14 protein-coding genes are annotated in these 15,760 nt (G+C 71.3%); 8 read left to right on the top strand and 6 right to left on the bottom strand.

Features of this window, described 5'->3' with window-relative positions; genetic code table 11:
• Positions 1 to 63: 63 nt before the first annotated feature.
• Both ACFVUT_RS03775 and ACFVUT_RS03770 read left to right on the top strand, forming a co-directional pair.
• Positions 64 to 849 carry a GntR family transcriptional regulator gene (locus tag ACFVUT_RS03775; RefSeq protein WP_389655026.1) on the top strand — a complete coding sequence of 262 codons (786 nt, stop codon included), beginning with the start codon at positions 64 to 66 and terminating at the stop codon, positions 847 to 849.
• A 25-nt stretch (positions 850 to 874) separates the two neighbouring features.
• Positions 875 to 2,152, top strand: a complete 1,278-nt coding sequence (locus ACFVUT_RS03770; RefSeq protein WP_389655024.1) for a type ISP restriction/modification enzyme — start codon at positions 875 to 877, stop codon at positions 2,150 to 2,152.
• Between the two features lie 85 nt (positions 2,153 to 2,237).
• On the opposite strand, the gene ACFVUT_RS03765 is transcribed toward ACFVUT_RS03770, so the two are convergent.
• Positions 2,238 to 2,945, bottom strand: coding sequence for a TetR/AcrR family transcriptional regulator (locus ACFVUT_RS03765; RefSeq protein ID WP_389655022.1), 708 nt, complete (start codon positions 2,943 to 2,945; stop codon positions 2,238 to 2,240).
• Between the two features lie 64 nt (positions 2,946 to 3,009).
• On the opposite strand from ACFVUT_RS03765, the gene ACFVUT_RS03760 reads away from it, so the two are divergent.
• Positions 3,010 to 3,987, top strand: coding sequence for an ATP-binding cassette domain-containing protein (locus ACFVUT_RS03760; protein ID WP_389655020.1), 978 nt, complete (start codon positions 3,010 to 3,012; stop codon positions 3,985 to 3,987).
• The gene (locus ACFVUT_RS03755; protein WP_389655018.1) at positions 3,984 to 4,826 is read left to right on the top strand and encodes an ABC transporter permease; all 843 of its coding nucleotides are present in this window, start codon (positions 3,984 to 3,986) and stop codon (positions 4,824 to 4,826) included. The genes ACFVUT_RS03760 and ACFVUT_RS03755 overlap by 4 nt, the downstream gene beginning before the upstream one ends.
• Before the next feature lie 253 nt (positions 4,827 to 5,079).
• Here the strand turns inward: ACFVUT_RS03755 and ACFVUT_RS03750 are convergent, their stop codons facing one another.
• From ACFVUT_RS03750 to ACFVUT_RS03740, 3 genes are all read right to left on the bottom strand, one after another.
• Positions 5,080 to 6,825: an amidohydrolase gene (locus ACFVUT_RS03750; protein WP_389655016.1), complete on the bottom strand. Its 1,746-nt coding sequence runs from the start codon at positions 6,823 to 6,825 to the stop codon at positions 5,080 to 5,082.
• A gap of 482 nt (positions 6,826 to 7,307) precedes the next feature.
• The gene (locus ACFVUT_RS03745; RefSeq protein ID WP_327276057.1) at positions 7,308 to 7,571 is read right to left on the bottom strand and encodes a hypothetical protein; all 264 of its coding nucleotides are present in this window, start codon (positions 7,569 to 7,571) and stop codon (positions 7,308 to 7,310) included.
• Positions 7,572 to 7,843: 272 nt separating this feature from the next.
• On the bottom strand, positions 7,844 to 8,653 hold the full coding sequence (locus ACFVUT_RS03740; protein ID WP_389655013.1) for an SGNH/GDSL hydrolase family protein: 810 nt from the start codon (positions 8,651 to 8,653) through the stop codon (positions 7,844 to 7,846).
• 294 nt (positions 8,654 to 8,947) lie between these two features.
• Between ACFVUT_RS03740 and ACFVUT_RS03735 the strand changes: the two genes are divergently transcribed.
• The gene (locus ACFVUT_RS03735) at positions 8,948 to 10,042 is read left to right on the top strand and encodes a DUF5925 domain-containing protein (protein ID WP_389655011.1); all 1,095 of its coding nucleotides are present in this window, start codon (positions 8,948 to 8,950) and stop codon (positions 10,040 to 10,042) included.
• Positions 10,043 to 10,198: 156 nt separating this feature from the next.
• On the opposite strand, the gene ACFVUT_RS03730 is transcribed toward ACFVUT_RS03735, so the two are convergent.
• Entirely contained in the window at positions 10,199 to 10,576 is a 378-nt protein-coding gene (locus ACFVUT_RS03730; RefSeq protein WP_389655009.1) for a GntR family transcriptional regulator, read from the bottom strand.
• A 70-nt stretch (positions 10,577 to 10,646) separates the two neighbouring features.
• Here ACFVUT_RS03730 and ACFVUT_RS03725 point away from each other — a divergent pair, with 70 nt between their 5' ends.
• The 3 genes from ACFVUT_RS03725 to htpG all read left to right on the top strand — a co-directional run bounded on the left by ACFVUT_RS03725 (position 10,647) and on the right by htpG (position 14,078).
• Entirely contained in the window at positions 10,647 to 11,567 is a 921-nt protein-coding gene (locus tag ACFVUT_RS03725; RefSeq protein ID WP_389655007.1) for a GNAT family N-acetyltransferase, read from the top strand.
• Positions 11,548 to 12,042 carry a DUF402 domain-containing protein gene (locus ACFVUT_RS03720; protein ID WP_389655005.1) on the top strand — a complete coding sequence of 165 codons (495 nt, stop codon included), beginning with the start codon at positions 11,548 to 11,550 and terminating at the stop codon, positions 12,040 to 12,042. The genes ACFVUT_RS03725 and ACFVUT_RS03720 overlap by 20 nt, the downstream gene beginning before the upstream one ends.
• 98 nt (positions 12,043 to 12,140) lie before the next feature.
• Positions 12,141 to 14,078 (top strand): molecular chaperone HtpG, encoded by a 1,938-nt coding sequence (htpG, locus tag ACFVUT_RS03715; RefSeq protein ID WP_389655003.1) that lies wholly within the window; start codon positions 12,141 to 12,143, stop codon positions 14,076 to 14,078.
• Between the two features lie 33 nt (positions 14,079 to 14,111).
• Here htpG and ACFVUT_RS03710 read toward each other — a convergent pair whose 3' ends face one another.
• Positions 14,112 to 15,659 carry a trifunctional class I SAM-dependent methyltransferase/NUDIX hydrolase/VOC family protein gene (locus ACFVUT_RS03710; RefSeq protein ID WP_389655001.1) on the bottom strand — a complete coding sequence of 516 codons (1,548 nt, stop codon included), beginning with the start codon at positions 15,657 to 15,659 and terminating at the stop codon, positions 14,112 to 14,114.
• Positions 15,660 to 15,760 lie beyond the last annotated feature (101 nt).

Here is a 15,760-nt window from a genome sequence, read left to right as displayed (position 1 = left end):
AACGACGCCGCTTCCCGGCCCCCGCATCGTCGCGTCCGCTGTGTCGCAGTACGGAGAGACCAGGTGACCCAGGTGCCTCAGACGCCCAGGACGCCCCAGGGCCATGCCTTCGCTCCCGATTCGCTGGTCCTGAACCGCAAGCTGCCGTTGTGGTACCAGGTCTCGCAGTCGTTGCGCGCCTCGATACTCGGCCGCACCAAGGACGCGTCGGCGCGGCTGCCGACCGAGGAGCAGCTCGCCGCGCACTACGGCGTCAGCGTCCTGACCATGCGTCAGGCGCTCAAGGAGCTGGAGACGGAGGGGCTGATCAGCAGGCACCGGCGGCGCGGCACCTTCATCGAGCCGCGCGCCCGCCGGGTGTCACCGGTCCGGCTGCTGGGCTCGATCGACGCGATCGTGGCCCAGCAGTCGGGTGAGCGGACCTCTGTCCTCGACCACGGCCCTCTCGCCGTGCCGGGAGATCTCACCGAGTACTTCCCCGACTGCGCGGAGGTCGTCGGCTACCGCCGGCTGCGACGCGACGGCGACAGCGACGAACCCACCAACTGGGCACAGAACTCGGTGCGTCCCGAGGTCGCGGCCCGGCTCGATGTCGCCGATCTCGAACGCTGGCCGATGACCAAGGTGCTGCGCGACCGGGTCGGCGTCCGCATCGCGCGCATCACCGACACGGTCGAGGCGCGCCTCGCGGACCCGGCCACCGCCGAACTCCTCCACGTGCCGCTGCTGAGCCCGATCCTGTTCTACACGGGCGTGACGTACGACGAGAGCGGCCAGGTGGTGGATGTGGCGCAGATCCGCTACCGGGGCGACCGGTTCTCCTTCTCGGTCACCGTGGAAGCGCACTGACTCCGCCCGTGCGCCCGCGGCTACGATGCCGGGGAAGGCGGGCGGACGTGGCGACGGGGAGGACGACACGGTGGCAGCACGGGCGGCGGGCGGCTCCGACGGCGCCCGGGGCGAGGAGGCCACGCTCCTCGACGATCTGATGCCCTGGTCCGTACGGCCGTTGCGCACCGGGCGTCCCTGGGTGATCGCCCCCGACGCCGCTTCCCTCAGGGCGCGCTGGGAACGGCTGGTACGGGCCCCGGCCGCCGAGCGCGAGCGCCTGTTCCGGGCGACCCGTTCCCGTACCCCGCGCACCCCGGTGGCGTCGCTTCCCGGGCAGGCCACCGGCACCGGCCGGTTCGCCCGGGAGACCGGACCATGCCCCGAGCCGGTACGGATCGCGCACGGCCCGTTCGACGAACAGTGGTTGATCCCGGACCACCGGCTGATCGACGCCGCCCGTCCCGAGCTGTGGCGGGTGGCCGACGGACACCAGCTCTTCGCCGTCGAGCACGGCCCGGTGCCCCAGGACGCCGGCCCCGTCCTCTCCGTGACGGCGCTGCTGCCGGACGGCCACTCCCCCGCCGGCCGGCCGGGCCGGATCCGGCCGCTGTACCGGCGTCCCGGGGGCCTCGAACCCAATCTGGCCCCGGGGCTGCTCGCGCTGCTGCGGGCCCGCCACGGGGAAGCGGTCACGGAGCGGTCCGTGCTGGCGTGGGTGCTCGCGGCGGCCCGCCATTCCTCCGCCGGGTGCGCGGTGCCGCTGCCCGCCGACACGGCGTACTGGTCGGCGGGGGTGGAGCTGGGGCAGGAGCTGCTGCGGCTGCACCTGCGGGGCGCCCGCGGCGGGGAGCGCCCCCGGCTGCCCGGGGGGCGGCGCCCCTATGTGCGGGCCGCCGTCCCGCCCGCACCGGCCGCCCTGGAGTACGACCCGGACGACGAGGCGCTGACGCTGGGCACGGGCCGCATCTCGCCCGTGCCGGCCGGGGCGTGGGAGTTCCGGGTGGGCGGGGTCCGGATGCTGGAGCTCTGGTTCGAACGCCGTACGGCGGTGGCCGGCGGGCGGGAGCCGGACGGCCTGGAAGCGGTCGGACCCCGCGCCTGGCCCCAGGAGTGGACCTCGGAGCTGCTGGAACTGATCACCGTGCTCGCCCTGCTCGCCGAACTCCGGCCCCGGCAGGAGGGCCTGGCTGTCGGACCGCGGATCACGGCCGGCGACCTCCGCGCGGCAGGCGTGCTACCGGTCCCGGCCGCGGCCCGGCGGCCCGCGTCGGTGCTCGGTCATCAGGAGGAGGGTCCGGACGGGCAGTTCGCGCTGCTGTGACGGCCGGGGATCCCGGAACTCCCGTCCGGAGCGCGCCGGGTCCTGGCCCTCTCGTCCGGATGCGCCCATCGGGCGAAGGAGTCGGCTACCGGTCGAAGGAGTCCAGCACCCGGTACAGCGCCCGGTCGAAGACCCCGTCCAGGTCGATCGGCCCGGGGTCCTCGGCGAATCCCGCCGCCATCCGCGGATACTTCCCGGTCGCGATCTGGCTGATCAGATACTCGGTGCGTACGGCCTGCTCCTGCTCCTGCGACCAGGGCAGTGACCGGCTCCGCTCGGCCGTGGCGATCTCGTTCGCCACATAGGTGGTGACCACACCGTTGACCATGGCGATGAGTTCCATCTTCTCGCCGAACCGCGCGTCGACCCCGTCCAGGCAGCTGAGCGCGTACTCCAGGTACCGCAGCGTGTTCGGACTGAAGCCGTACACCGGTGACATGAGCCGGGGCATCCAGGTGTGACGGTGCATCATCGCGCGGGCCTGATGGGCCAGCGCGACGAGATCGGCACGCCAGTCGTCGGACGGTTCCGGGAACTCGTACCCGCCACTGACCGCGTCGAACATCAGCTCGTACAGGTCCTCCTTGCGCGGCACGTAGTTGTAGAGCGACATCGTGCCGCAGCCGAGCTCGGCCGCGACCTTCCGCATGGACAGCGCGTCGAGCCCCTCCGCATCGGCGATACGGATGGCCGCCGCCACGATGTCGGCACGGCTGAACGCGGGCTTGGGTCCACGGCCCGCGCGCTCGGGGCGCGCCCAGATCACTTCGGGTACAGCGGGTCGCCCCACCATTGATCACCACCTTTCCCACCATCGTAGTTACGTACACCGTACGCAGTGCTGTACGGTGGGCCTCATGACAACTACGTACGCTGTACTTAGTCAAGGTCTGGAGAAGCGTTACGGCGATGTCCACGCGCTGCGCGGGCTCGACCTCGCGGTCGCCGAGGGCACGGTCTGCGGAGTGCTGGGGCCGAACGGCGCGGGCAAGACCACCGCCGTCCGGGTCCTCACCACGCTGACGGCACCGGACGGCGGAAGCGCCCGGATCGCGGGTCACGACGTGGTGCGCGAGGCGGGCGCGGTGCGCGCGGCGATCGGGGTCACCGGACAGAACGCCTCGGTCGACGGCGAACTGTCCGGCCGGCAGAACCTGCGGCTCTTCGCCAAACTGCTCCGGTTCCGCGGCGAGGCCGCGCGCAGCCGCGCCGACGAGCTGCTGGAACGCTTCGAACTGACAGAGGCCGCCGACCGCCCGGCCCGCACCTACTCGGGCGGCATGCGCCGCCGTCTCGACCTCGCCGCCAGTCTGCTGACCCGTCCGCGGGTGCTCTTCCTGGACGAGCCGACCACCGGACTCGATCCGCACAGCCGCAACCAGATCTGGGCGGCGGTGCGGGACCTGGCCGACCGGGGCACCACCGTCCTCCTGACCACCCAGTATCTGGAGGAGGCCGATCGGCTGGCCGACGAGATCGTGCTGATCGACCGGGGCCGGGCCGCCCACCGCGGCACCCCCGCCGAACTGAAGTCCCGCATCGGCAGTTACGCCGAGGTGGTCGTCACCCAGGAATCGGCGCTGGCCCAGGCGGCCGGCGTCCTCGATCAGCTCACCGGCACCGAACCGGCGCTCGACCACGAGCGCCGCGCCGTGGGCGCGGTCACGACCGACCCCACCCTCACCCTCCCCCGTCTCGTCCGGGAACTCGACGCGGCGGGCGTACCGCTGATCGACGCGAGCCTGCGCCCGCCGACACTCGACGAGGTCTTCCTCCGCCTGACCGGCCGCGACGACGGTCGTCCCTCCCCGCCCCTGAAGGAGACAGCAGCATGAGCAGCACCAGCATGAGCGGCACCCTCCTGGTCCACGAGCAGCCCGTCGCCACCGGCAGGAACACCCCGGTCGCCGACACCCTGGCGGTGCTGGGCCGCCATCTCCAGCGGATCAAAGCGGCCCCGGGCATCGTGATCCTGACCCAGACCATGCCGATCACGATGCTGCTGTTCTTCGGGTACGTGTTCGGCAGCGCGCTCGCCGTCCCCGGCCGGGAGTACCGCGCGTTCCTGGTGCCGGGCCTGCTGGCGGCGACGGCGGCGGGCGGCCTCATGACCGGGATGTTCCAGTCCTCGCAGGACTGCCACCGCGGGGTGATGGACCGGTTCCGCGCGCTGCCGATGAGCCGGTCCGCCGTACCGTTCGGCCAGACCGTGGCCGACCTGGTGACCACGGCCGTCGGGTTGATTCCACTGATCCTGGTCGGGCTCGCGGTCGGCTGGCGGATCGAGGGCGGCCCGCTCGCCGCCCTGGGCGCCTTCGGGCTGCTGCTGCTCCTCCGGTTCGCGACGTCGTGGATGGGCTGCTGGCTGGGCCTGTTGATCCGCAACGAGGAGATCGCCGGTCAGCTGGGCAGCGCCACCTTCGTCCTTCCGCTGCTGTCGAGTGCGTACATCCCGACCGAGGGCCTGCCGGGCTGGCTGCGGACGGTAGCGGAGTGGAATCCGATCAGCGCCATGGCCTCGGCCAGCCGCGACCTGTTCGGCAACGCGTCCCCGGCCGCCGACGCCGCCTGGCCGGTCGCCCATCCGGTGGCCGGAACGCTCGCCTGGTCGGTACTGCTCCTCGCGGTGTTCGTGCCGCTGTCCGTACGGCGGTACGCGCGCGACGGCGAGTGAGCCGAGCCGGCTCCGGCGGACCCGGGCACCGCTCCGGCGGCCCGGCGGACGCCACGGCGATGCCGGGCGCCACCCGATGCCGCGCGAGTGTCATCCCCTGCCGCGCGGCGCCGGGGCCCGCGCCACAGGCACCACGTGATGCCGCACGGGCGCCACGTGATGCCGTACGGACCGTCACGCGAGGCCGTGCGGACCGTCACGCGAGGCCGTGCGGCGCCGGGGCCTGTCGCACACACGCCCCGGCACCCCACGTTCACTTCTGCGGTGCCAGCTCCGGGCCCAGCGAGGAGAACTTCTCCTGCGACACGATCCGCTTCGGCGGCCAGGTGATGTTCTCCGGGGGCCACTTCTGCCCGGTCTTCTTCAGGAACCAGGCCGGCGGCTCGTACATCGGCGGCTCATAACCGTCGGGCAGCGCCGTCTTCCACTCCAGCCCCTCGGTGCGTTCCGCGAACTCGTCCTTGATCGCCTTCAGCCGCTCCGGCTGCGTGAGCAGATCGACCGCGGTCGCCGCCAGGTACTTCGCCGCCGCGACCACCGCCGCCTGACCGGGCGCGGCGGCCGCGCAGGCGGCCGTGGACCAGGTGTGCATCTTGGTGCCGATCGGGGCCAGGGCCGCCCCCATCGACACGGTCGGCACATTCCAGCTGATGTCCGCGACATCCGTCGAACCGCCGCCCATGAAGACCGGGTTGGGCGGGGTGAGCGCGCCGATCGTGCCGTGCATGCCGGCGGTCGGCAGTCCGAGCGATTCCTGGAGCTCCTTCGCCAGCGCGTGCGCCTCGTCGGTGAACGCGGGCGGCCCGATCTGCGTCATGTTCTCGTGCAGCAGCTCGGCGAAGGACCGCGACGGCAACTGGTTCCAGCAGGCCGAGGTGACGCGGTGCACGACTGTGGTGCGGCTGGCCGTCGCCGCGGCTTCGGAGACCGCGATCACCTTGTCGAGCAGCGCCTGCACACGGGCCGGACTGCCTTCGCGCACGTAGTAGGAGATCTCGGCGATCTCCGGGGTGACGTTCGGGATGTCGCCACCGTTGTTGATCACCCAGTGGAGCCGTCCCGACGGGGCGAGGCTCTCCTCGCGCAGGAACTCCGACATCGTCGCCATCATCACGGCGGCGTCCAGCGCGCTCTTGTTGCCGAGCGGGGTGCCGCCGTGTCCGGAGACCCCGAGGAAGGTGAACGTCACCGCCGTCATCGCGGTGGTGGAACCCCAGCCGGTGGCGTTGGCCGTGGACGGGTGCCAGTCCAGGAAGGCGTCCAGGCCGTCGTACACGCCCTTGCTGACGGCATAGGTCTTGCCGATCAGCGCCTCCTCGGCCGTCGAGCCGAAGAACTTCACGGTGACCGGGAGCCGGTGCTTCTTCGCGGCCTGGGCGACGGCTGCCGCGGCTGCCGCCGCGGCCGTTCCCAGCGCGCTGTGCCCGCACCCGTGTCCGGGGCCGTAGCCGGGCGCGAACGGATCGTGGATGTACTCGCGCGGGTCGTGGTGGCCGACGCCCTTGTTCTGCGAGAGACCGGGCAGCGCGTCGTACTCCCCACTGAAGCCGAGGACCGGGCCACCGCTCCCGTGGCGGAATGTGGCGGTGAACGCGGTCGGGAAGCCCGCGGTGCCGAACTCGACGTCGAAGCCCGCCTTCTCCAGGAATCCGGCCTCGGCGAGTGAGGAGTTCCACTCGCGCAGGCTGAGCTCGGCATGGTCCCAGATCTCCGCGTTGAGCCCGGTGATCCGGCCGCTGTTGCCGTCGATCCAGCCGATCGCCGCCTGCTTGGCCGGGCTGTCCTGCGCGAGACCCTTCGGGGCCTCGTATCCGCCGTCCGTCGCGGCGTCGGCCGCCTCGGAGGCCGCGGCCATCGCCGGATCGGCGTCGGCCGCCATCACCGCGGTGGTCACCCCTGCCGCGCCCAGCAGCTGCATGATCCGTCTCCGGCTGAGGACCGGACCGGCCGCCATGGCTGCTTCGTGCGCGTGCTCGTGCTGGTCGTGCAGGTCACACATGTACGCCTCCGGGGGTGAGGTGCCGTGTACGTGCCAAACGATCAGCACCCTGACCCCGGAAGTTTTCAACGTCAACATCTTGGGATGACAAAGTTGTTACGCACACGGATTCACCCACGCAACCATCGCTCCGTACGGCGTACGACCAGGAGCGGCACCGGCTCCGCGGACAGACGTCGGAACGGGCGGCCCGGGCAGGGCACCAGGGGCCGGGGCGTACGCTGCCGCCGGTCACGGCGCCGGGCGGGGACGGGGCGGCCGTGAGCGGGAACGAGACGGGGGACGGACGGGTGACCGTACCGGCGCTCGACGAGCACTGACGAGCACTGCTGAAGCGCTGCTGCGGGCCGCGGGGATGACGGACGAGCAGGGGGCAGCGCCGCGCCGGTACGGTGTGATCGCCTGAGCGGCCTGCGCGGTGGGCCGGATCAGTCAGGGACGAGATCCCTCAGGGGCCGGATCGGTACTGAAGGGCCGTCAGGTCAGTGGCGGCTGCCGAAGAGCGAGCGCCGCAAGCGCCGCAGCGGCGCGAACAGCGAGACCCGCGCGCTCTTGCTCCGACGACTGTGGGCGGCATCGCGCGAGGTGAGCTCACGCATCAGCAGCGTCGCCTCCGCCGCCTCCCGCTGCGGGACGGCGGGACCGCCGAGCACCGCGAGATGGCGGTCGAGGCGCGAACTCGTCGCACTGCTCCCACATGTGATGGCAGGCACACGCGGCCTGCTGCGCATCGTTATCTGTTCCATGTCACTCCCCACCCGTACGAGGGCACCCGGCCCGGGCAGGGTAACCCTATCCCCCCGCGACGACACTCGTGTATCCCGGTCACAGGATTGGGCACACCCATACGGAGGTTGACAGGCAACCCCCGAATACACCCGATTCCAGGGCGAGTTGGACAGAACGGAAGCGGTGCGGCGGGACCGGACCGGCGGAGTGCCGGACGGAGACCCCTGCGGACGGGGTCTCCTGCCCGTCGGACGACCGAACGGGCCCGGCGTGCGTTCCGGGTGGGGGGTCAGGCGGCCGAGTTGAGGACGGGCAGGTAGCCGCCCGACTGTCCGGCCGCGGTGGGGTGGTAGGACTCACCGATGTTGAGCCAGTTGAGACTGTGCAGCCAGGCGTCTCCGGAGCAGATCTCGTGCCCGGTGAACCGGCCCGCGACATCGGCGTAGGTGAAGCCGTGGTCGGCGGCGCGCTTGGCGGTCGCCGCGTTGAGGTAGTCGGCCGCACCGTTGATCGCGGTGCGCACCTTGTCGCTCAGGCCGACGACGCAGCTGCCGCCGATCTTGTAGAAGCGGGGGTATCCGAGGACGACGACACGGGCGGACGGCGCCTTGGTGCGGATCGCCGAGTACACGGAGTCGAGGTTTCCGGGCAGGGTGGTGTCCACGTAGCTGCGGGCCGTGGCGATCCGGCTGAGGCACGTGGCCTCCGACTGGAGGACACAGGTCGTCATGACGTCGGCGAAGCCCGCGTCGTTGCCGCCGACGGAGATCGACACGAGGTCGGTCGAGGCGCTGAGGGGGCCGAGCTGGTTGGCCTTGACATCACTGGACCGGGCGCCCGAGCAAGCGGTGAAGGCGAAGGACGAGGGCGCGTTGGCGGCGGCCCAGAGCACGGGGTACGCCTTGGTGCTGCGCTTGCAGTCGCCGCTGGCGCTGTCGTAACTGCCGGAACCGACACCCGAGGAGTACGAGTCGCCGAGGGCGACGTAGTCGACGGCCTGAACAGACTGTGCGGCGTTGGCGGTGACCGCTCCGGTCAGAGCGAGTACGGCACCGAGCAGGAGCGAGGACGAGAACGCCACGAGTCTGGACATCTTCATGGAACCTCCCTTGGACGACCGGCGGGATCTCCGCCCGGTCTGCCGTGTCCGTGGTAGCAGCACCCGCACCCTCACCGGAAGTGTCCATGCCAAGTTGCTCCCAGGAGTTCTCCCGCGCGCCCCCCTGAGGTCGCGTCACGCCCTCGCCTCCAGCAGCCCCCTGAGGTCACGTCATACCCGTGGTTCGTGCGCCCCTGAGGTCGCGCCGTGCCCGTGGTCCGTGCGCCGGAAAAGAGGGAGGAAGGTAGGGAAACCCGGGTGCGTCGGGTGCCGCCGTGCCGGATCATGGGCGCCATGTCTGCCAACCCTGAGTCCGCTCTGCCGATCCGGCTCACCGTCGACGACAGCGATTCCCCGTCCGACGTCGTCGACGCGCTGTTCCTCGGCCGCTTCGCGACGGGCGAGCAGCCGTACGCGCACAGCTCGTCCCTCGACCGCGTCAAGGCCGGGGCCACCCTGCTGCCGCCGGCCTCCAAGGTGCTGCGCGCCGCCCGTGACGACGACCGCAACGCCACGCTCGCCGAGGGCGACGGCTGGACGCTGCTCGTCTCGCGGTGGAGCCGCGGCGCCGATGTCACGGTCACCGCGACCAGCCCGGAGCTGGCGCAGAAGATCCTCGGCCAGGCGACGGACGGCGCCCAGGACGAACCGGAACCACAGCCCGAGAACGTGACGATGGGCTTCTGGTACGTGTCCCCGCGCCGCGGTCCGTACCGCACCACCCGGCAGATCGCCGCCGGCACCTGGGACGAGGTCCGCAACAACTACACGGCGCCGGTGGCCGATGGCATGGACCGGCTGATGAAGATCACGCCCGACGACATCGCCGGGCGGCTGCTTCTGCTGCACGGTCCGCCCGGCACCGGGAAGACGTCCGCGCTGCGCACGCTCGCGCGCTCGTGGCGGGACTGGTGCCAGGTCGACTGCGTGCTCGATCCCGAGCGGCTCTTCAACGACGTCGGCTATCTGATGGACATCGCGATCGGCGAGGACGAGGGCACGGCGAAGGGCCGCTGGCGACTGCTGCTCCTGGAGGACTGCGACGAGCTGATCAGGGGCGAGGCCAAGCACACGGCGGGCCAGGCACTGTCCCGGCTGCTGAACCTCACCGACGGGCTGCTGGGCCAGGGCCGCAACGTCCTGGTGGGCGTCACCACCAACGAGGACCTGGAGCGGCTCCACCCGGCCGTGGTCAGGCCCGGCCGCTGCCTCGCCAGGATCGAGGTGGGTCCACTGACCCGCAACGAGGCGACGGCCTGGCTGGGTACGGAGGAAGGGGTCAACCGCGAGGGCGCCACGCTCGCCGAGTTGTACGCCCTACGGCGCGGCAGCGGTCCCGCGTCAGTGCCGAAGCAGGACTCCGGAGCGGACGCGGGCCTGTACCTCTGAGCCCGGCGGGACCGAGAGCGGCGGAACAGGGCCAGGGGGACCGAGAGCGGCGGAACACAGCCCGGCGGAACCGAGACCGCCCTGTCGGCCCCGGCCACCTCGCCGCGCACACCGCCCGGACCGCTCACCTCGCCGCGGTACGGCCGCCCTGCCCGCTCACTTCGCCGCGTACGCCGCGCGGACCGCGTCCTCGGCCAGGGACAGCGCCTCGGCCGAGGACAGGCCCAGTCTGCGGGCCTGCTGCGCGTACTCCTGCGCCGCGGCGGCCGCGTGCCGCTCCGCCGCGTCACCGGCGGCGGCGATGAACGTGCCGTTGCGCCCACGGGTCTCGATCACCCCGTCGGCCTCCAGCGCCCGGTACGCCTTGGCGACGGTGTTCGCGGCGAGGCCGAGCTCCTCGGCGAAGCCGCGCACGGTCGGAAGTCTGAAGCCGACGGGCAGTGCGCCGGAGCGCGCCAGTCCGGAGATCTGCGTGCGCAGTTGCTCGTACGGCGCGCTACCGGCGTCCGGGTCAATGACGATCTTGAGAGTCACGCCCCGATTCTCCCTCACCGCCGGAAAATCGGAGGCGCCCCGTGCGGACCCCCACGTAACGTCCCGCCCCATGACCCTCCTCGTCCGCGACTTCCGGCCGGCCGACGCCGAAGCCTGGGTACGCGTCCGTCGTGCCGCACTGCCCTACATCGTGACGACCCCCGAACAGGTCGTCTCCGAGCTGACCCCCGGCCCTCCCGGCAGGCGCCGGCGGCTGCTGGTCGCCGAGGAGGACGGGGAGGTCATCGGTACCGCTCAGGTCGGCCTCGCCCACGACAGCCCGGAACCCGGCCAGGCGTTCTGCAATCCCTACACGCATCCGGACCGCACCGGGCGCGGGGCAGGCTCGTTGCTGCTGAGCACGGCCGAGGAGTATCTGGCGAGGGAGGGCGCGCTCGCGGTCTTCACCTGGGTGCTCGACACCCCGGCGAACCGGGCGTTCGCCGAGAAGCGCGGCTACACGCCGAGCCGCCCGGCGCACTTCCTCCATCTCGATCTGGCGGCCGGGTCACTGCCGCCCCGCCAGGAGCTCCCGGCGGGCGTCGAGTTGCGTACCGGTGCGGACTTCGCGGACGATCCGCGCCCGCTCTTCGACGCGGACGCCGAGACCTCGGCCGACGAGCCGAGCGACACCCCGGCCGAACTGTCCGACTACGAGGACTGGCTCAACGAGACCTGGCGCAGTCCCGACCTCGACCACGTGCTGACCTCGGTCGTGATGGTCGACGGGGAAGTGGCGGCGTTCAGCGCGGCACGGACCGACGGTCTGACCCGCTACATGTCGGGGATGACCGGAACCCGACGGGCGCACCGCAACCGCGGCCTGGCGAGGCTCGCGAAGAACGATTCGCTGCACCGGGCGCGTGCCGCCGGGTACACGGACGCGTACACCGGCAACGACGCGGACAACGGCCCGATGCTGGCGGTCAATCGATGGTTCGGCTACGAGATCTGTGCCACGGAGGTGCGCCATGTCCGCAAACTCGGCTGAGACCACGCTGGTGGTCGCCCTGATGAAGGCCGGACGGACCAAGATCCGCTACCCGGCGGACGTGGTCCGCGACGACGGCACCCGGGTGACGGTGCGTGCCCCGTGGGCGGCGCCGGGAGTCCGCGACTTCGGCTTCGTACGGTTCGAGCCGGGCGATGTGTTCACCGAGCACTACTGGCACGACCGCTGGTTCGCCGTGAAGGAGGTCCGGACCGGTGCGGGCGACCTCAAGGGCTGGTACTGCGACATCACCCGTCCCGCCGCTCTGCGGGACGGGGAGCTGCTGGTCGAGGACCTCGACCTCGACCTGTGGGTGTCGGCGGACGGCTCGTCCGTATTCAGGCTGGACGAGGACGAGTTCGAGGAGAGCGGTCTCGCCGAACGCGATCCGGCAGCGGCCGGGGCGGCTCGCCGGGCGCTGGACGAACTGGAGCTCCTGGCCCACGCGGAAGGGCTCGCGACGCTGCTGGCCTGACCCGTCGAACCGGGCGAACGGGCCGTGCCCGACGGCCGGCTGATCTAAAGTGCTGAGGTCAAATCCCCACCAGGTGGCCTGAGAAGGAATCACGGATTATGCCGACTGAGACGTTCGAGTTTCAGGTGGAAGCGCGTCAGCTTCTGCAGATGATGATCCACTCGATCTACTCGAACAAGGACGTGTTCCTGCGCGAACTCGTCTCCAACGCCTCCGACGCACTCGACAAGTTGCGGCTCGAAGCGCTCCGCGACGACTCGCTCGGCGTGGATGTGTCCGACCTCCACATCGATATCGAGACCGACAAACAGGCCCGTACGCTGACTGTGCGGGACAACGGCATCGGGATGTCGCACGACGAAGTGGTCAAGCTCATCGGGACCATCGCGCACTCGGGCACCGCGGCGTTCCTGCGGGAGCTCAAGGAGGCCGAGAGCAGCGCGGCGGCCGAGGGGCTGATCGGCCAGTTCGGTGTCGGGTTCTACTCCAGCTTCATGGTGGCCGACGAGGTCACGCTGCTGACCCGGCGCGCGGGTGAGAGCCAGGGAACCCGCTGGGCGTCGAACGGCGAGGGCACGTACACGATCGAGACCGTCGACGACGCCCCGCAGGGCACCGCGGTCACCCTGCGGCTCAAGCCGGAGGACACCGAGGACCAGCTCCACGACTACACCTCTCCCTGGAAGATCAGGGAGATCGTCAAGCGGTACTCGGACTTCATCACCTGGCCCGTCCGGATGGCCCCGGAGAGTGCGGCCCCGGACGGCGCGGACTCCGCGGAGGGGAGCGACGACACCCCGCGCGACCCCGAGACCCTCAACTCGATGAAGGCCCTGTGGGCGCGCTCGCGCGACGACGTCACGGACGACGAGTACCACGAGCTGTACAAGCACATCAGCCACGACTGGATCGCCCCGCTCGAAACCATCCGGTTGCAGGCCGAGGGCACTTTCGAGTACCAGGCGCTGCTCTTCATCCCGTCGCACGCGCCCCAGGACCTGTTCATGCAGGGGTACCAGCGCGGCATCCAGCTCTATGTGAAGCGCGTCTTCATCATGGACGACTGCGAAGCGCTGATGCCGCCGTACCTGCGCTTCGTCAAGGGCGTCGTCGACGCGCAGGACCTGTCGCTCAACGTGTCGCGCGAGATCCTCCAGCAGGACCGCCAGATCCAGTTGATGCACCGGCGCCTGGCGAAGAAGGTCCTGTCGACGGTCAAGGACATGATGACCGCCGCCCCGGACCGCTACGCCACGTTCTGGCGGGAGTTCGGCCGCGTCGTCAAGGAAGGGCTGCTGAGCGACTTCGAGAACCGCGACGCCATCCTCGGTGTCGCCTCCTTCGCCACGACCCATGACGCGGAGGAGCCGACCACGCTGCGGAGTTACGTGGAGCGGATGAAGGACGGCCAGGAGCACATCTACTACCTCACGGGTGAGTCCCGGCAGGCCCTTGAGAACTCCCCGCACATGGAGGCGTTCCGGGCCAAGGGCGTCGAGGTGCTGCTGCTGACCGACCCCGTCGACGAGGTGTGGGTCGAGGCGGAGCCCGAGTTCGACGGCAGGAAGCTGCGGTCCGTCGCCAAGGGCGAGGTCGACCTCGGCACCGAGGAGGAGAAGAAGGAGGCGGCGACCGAGCGGGAGAACCAGCAGCAGGAGTACGCGGATCTGCTCACCTGGATGTCCACCCGGTTGAGCGAGACCGTCAAGGAGGTACGGCTCTCCGCTCGCCTCACCGTCTCGCCCGCCTGCATCGTCTCGGACACGAACGATGTGACACCGGCGCTGGAGAACATGTACCGCGCCATGGGCCAGCCCGTCCCCCAGGTCAAGCGCATCCTCGAACTCAACCCGCAGCATCCGCTGGTCAGCGGCCTCAACCGGGCGCACGCCGAACGCGGTGAGGAGGACGGCACCGGCCTGGAGGAGACGGCCGAACTCCTCCACGACCTGGCGCTGCTGGCCGAGGGCGGCGAGCTGGGCGACCCGTCGCGCTTCGTCAGGCTGATGGCCGACCGCCTTGAGCGCACCCTCTGAACGAAAGCCGTGGCAAACGTTGCCTGCCGCGGCTCAGTCCCGGCGCCGCGCCCATGTATCGGTGTGCGGCGCCGGTTCCTGCGGCGCGGGGTGGGGTGGCCGGACACCGGCGACCAGCTCCACCTCGTATCCCGCCGCGTCCTCCAGATAGGCGGCGGTGTGCCCGTCCCCGCCGGCGTGCGGATAGCGGTCCGGGAAGAGCTGCCGCCAGCCGTGCTCCGGTGCTCTTGCCACCAGTGCGTCGAGGGTGGCCCGGTCCCTGACGTGGAACGCCAGATGATTGAGGCCGGGGCGGCGACGGTCGTGCGTCGCCCCTGTCAGGTCGGGTGACTGCTCGACCACCACATAGCAGTCACCGCGCCGCCAGCTCCGCCCGTTCTCCCAGCGCTGGTACGGGACATGGCCCAGCGCGCCGAGCAGCCAGCCCCATCCCCGCTCGGCCATCGGCAGATCGGGCACCCACAGTTCGATGTGGTGCACCCCGCCGGTGCGGGCCCCGCCGGCCGGCAGCGGGACGGCTCGGCGGATCCCGTGCGGCTGGTACGCCACGGGGTCGCCGTCCTCGTGCCAGTGGATCAGGAAGTGCTCCCCCGCACGGTAGCCGTCGAGCCCCGCCCGGCAGTAGGCGACGATGTCGTCCGGCAGGGCGTCCAGCGGGAACCACGCCAGCTCGGAGCACTTGTCCGGTTCGCGGTTGTACGGCGGCCGGGCGGGGTCGTACTCCGCCTCGAAGAACCAGCCGGTCCGGGGACTGCCGCCGGGCCCCCGGTGCTGCATGACCAGGGCGACCCGCAACTCGTCCGGGTCGAGCGCGACACCGATCTCCTCGGCGGCCTCGCGGATCATCGCCTCGCGGACGTCCTCACCGTCCTCGACGTGTCCGGACGGGCCGTTGAACAGCCCGTCCGCGTATCCCGTACCGGCCCGGCGGGCGAGCAGGACGTCGGGGCCCCGGCGGAGGATCAGGTGCACATCGACGACCTCGGTGTGCCGGTCCGGTGGTTCGGCACGGACCACCAGGGCGTAGCGCTCGTCGTCGACCTGCCTGCCCCACAGGGCCGGATCGCCGGAGAGCCGCTCGTGGTGGATGCGTTCGGTGAGCCCCGTGAGGAGTCCGGTCAGCCGCTCGGCGGAGAGGCCGAAGCCGCCCCAGACGCCTTCGATCAGGATCAGCCGGCCTCCGGGCCGCAGCAGGGTGAACCAGTGGCGCAGGACCGCCGCCGGCTCGGGCAGCAGGAACACGACGTGTCTGGCCATGATCACATCGAACTGCTGCTTTCCGACCGGTGGTCGGGCCGCATCCCCGAGGAGCACCTCGGCGCCCGTCCCCGCGAGCTTGGCCCGCGCCCGCTCCGCCATGCGCGGCGACCGGTCGACGGCGGTGACCCGGTGTCCCTGCCCGGCGGCGAGCAGGGCCAGGCTTCCGGTGCCGCATCCCAGGTCGAGCACCTCGGAGCGCTCGCCGGGCAGCCAGTTCTCCAGCCGCTGCGCCCAGGCATGCCGGACCGCCGGGTCGAGCAGCCCGTGGTCGGGCTCCTCGTCGAAGGAGTCGGCTGCGGAGTCCCAGTCGATCGTCGTCATGGGTCGATCGTGCCATCCGCCACCGACAGCGGCGCTCCGCCCGCCGGATCGTGATCGGCCCGTGGCGGCGCATGCCGTGGCACGGGCCTTCCGCGCGGCGC

It is taken from the genome of Streptomyces sp. NPDC058051, assembly GCF_042885475.1.
Lineage (GTDB): Bacteria > Actinomycetota > Actinomycetes > Streptomycetales > Streptomycetaceae > Streptomyces.
Note: the sequence above shows the minus strand (reverse complement) of the source record. Positions and strands in the feature narration are given on the sequence as shown.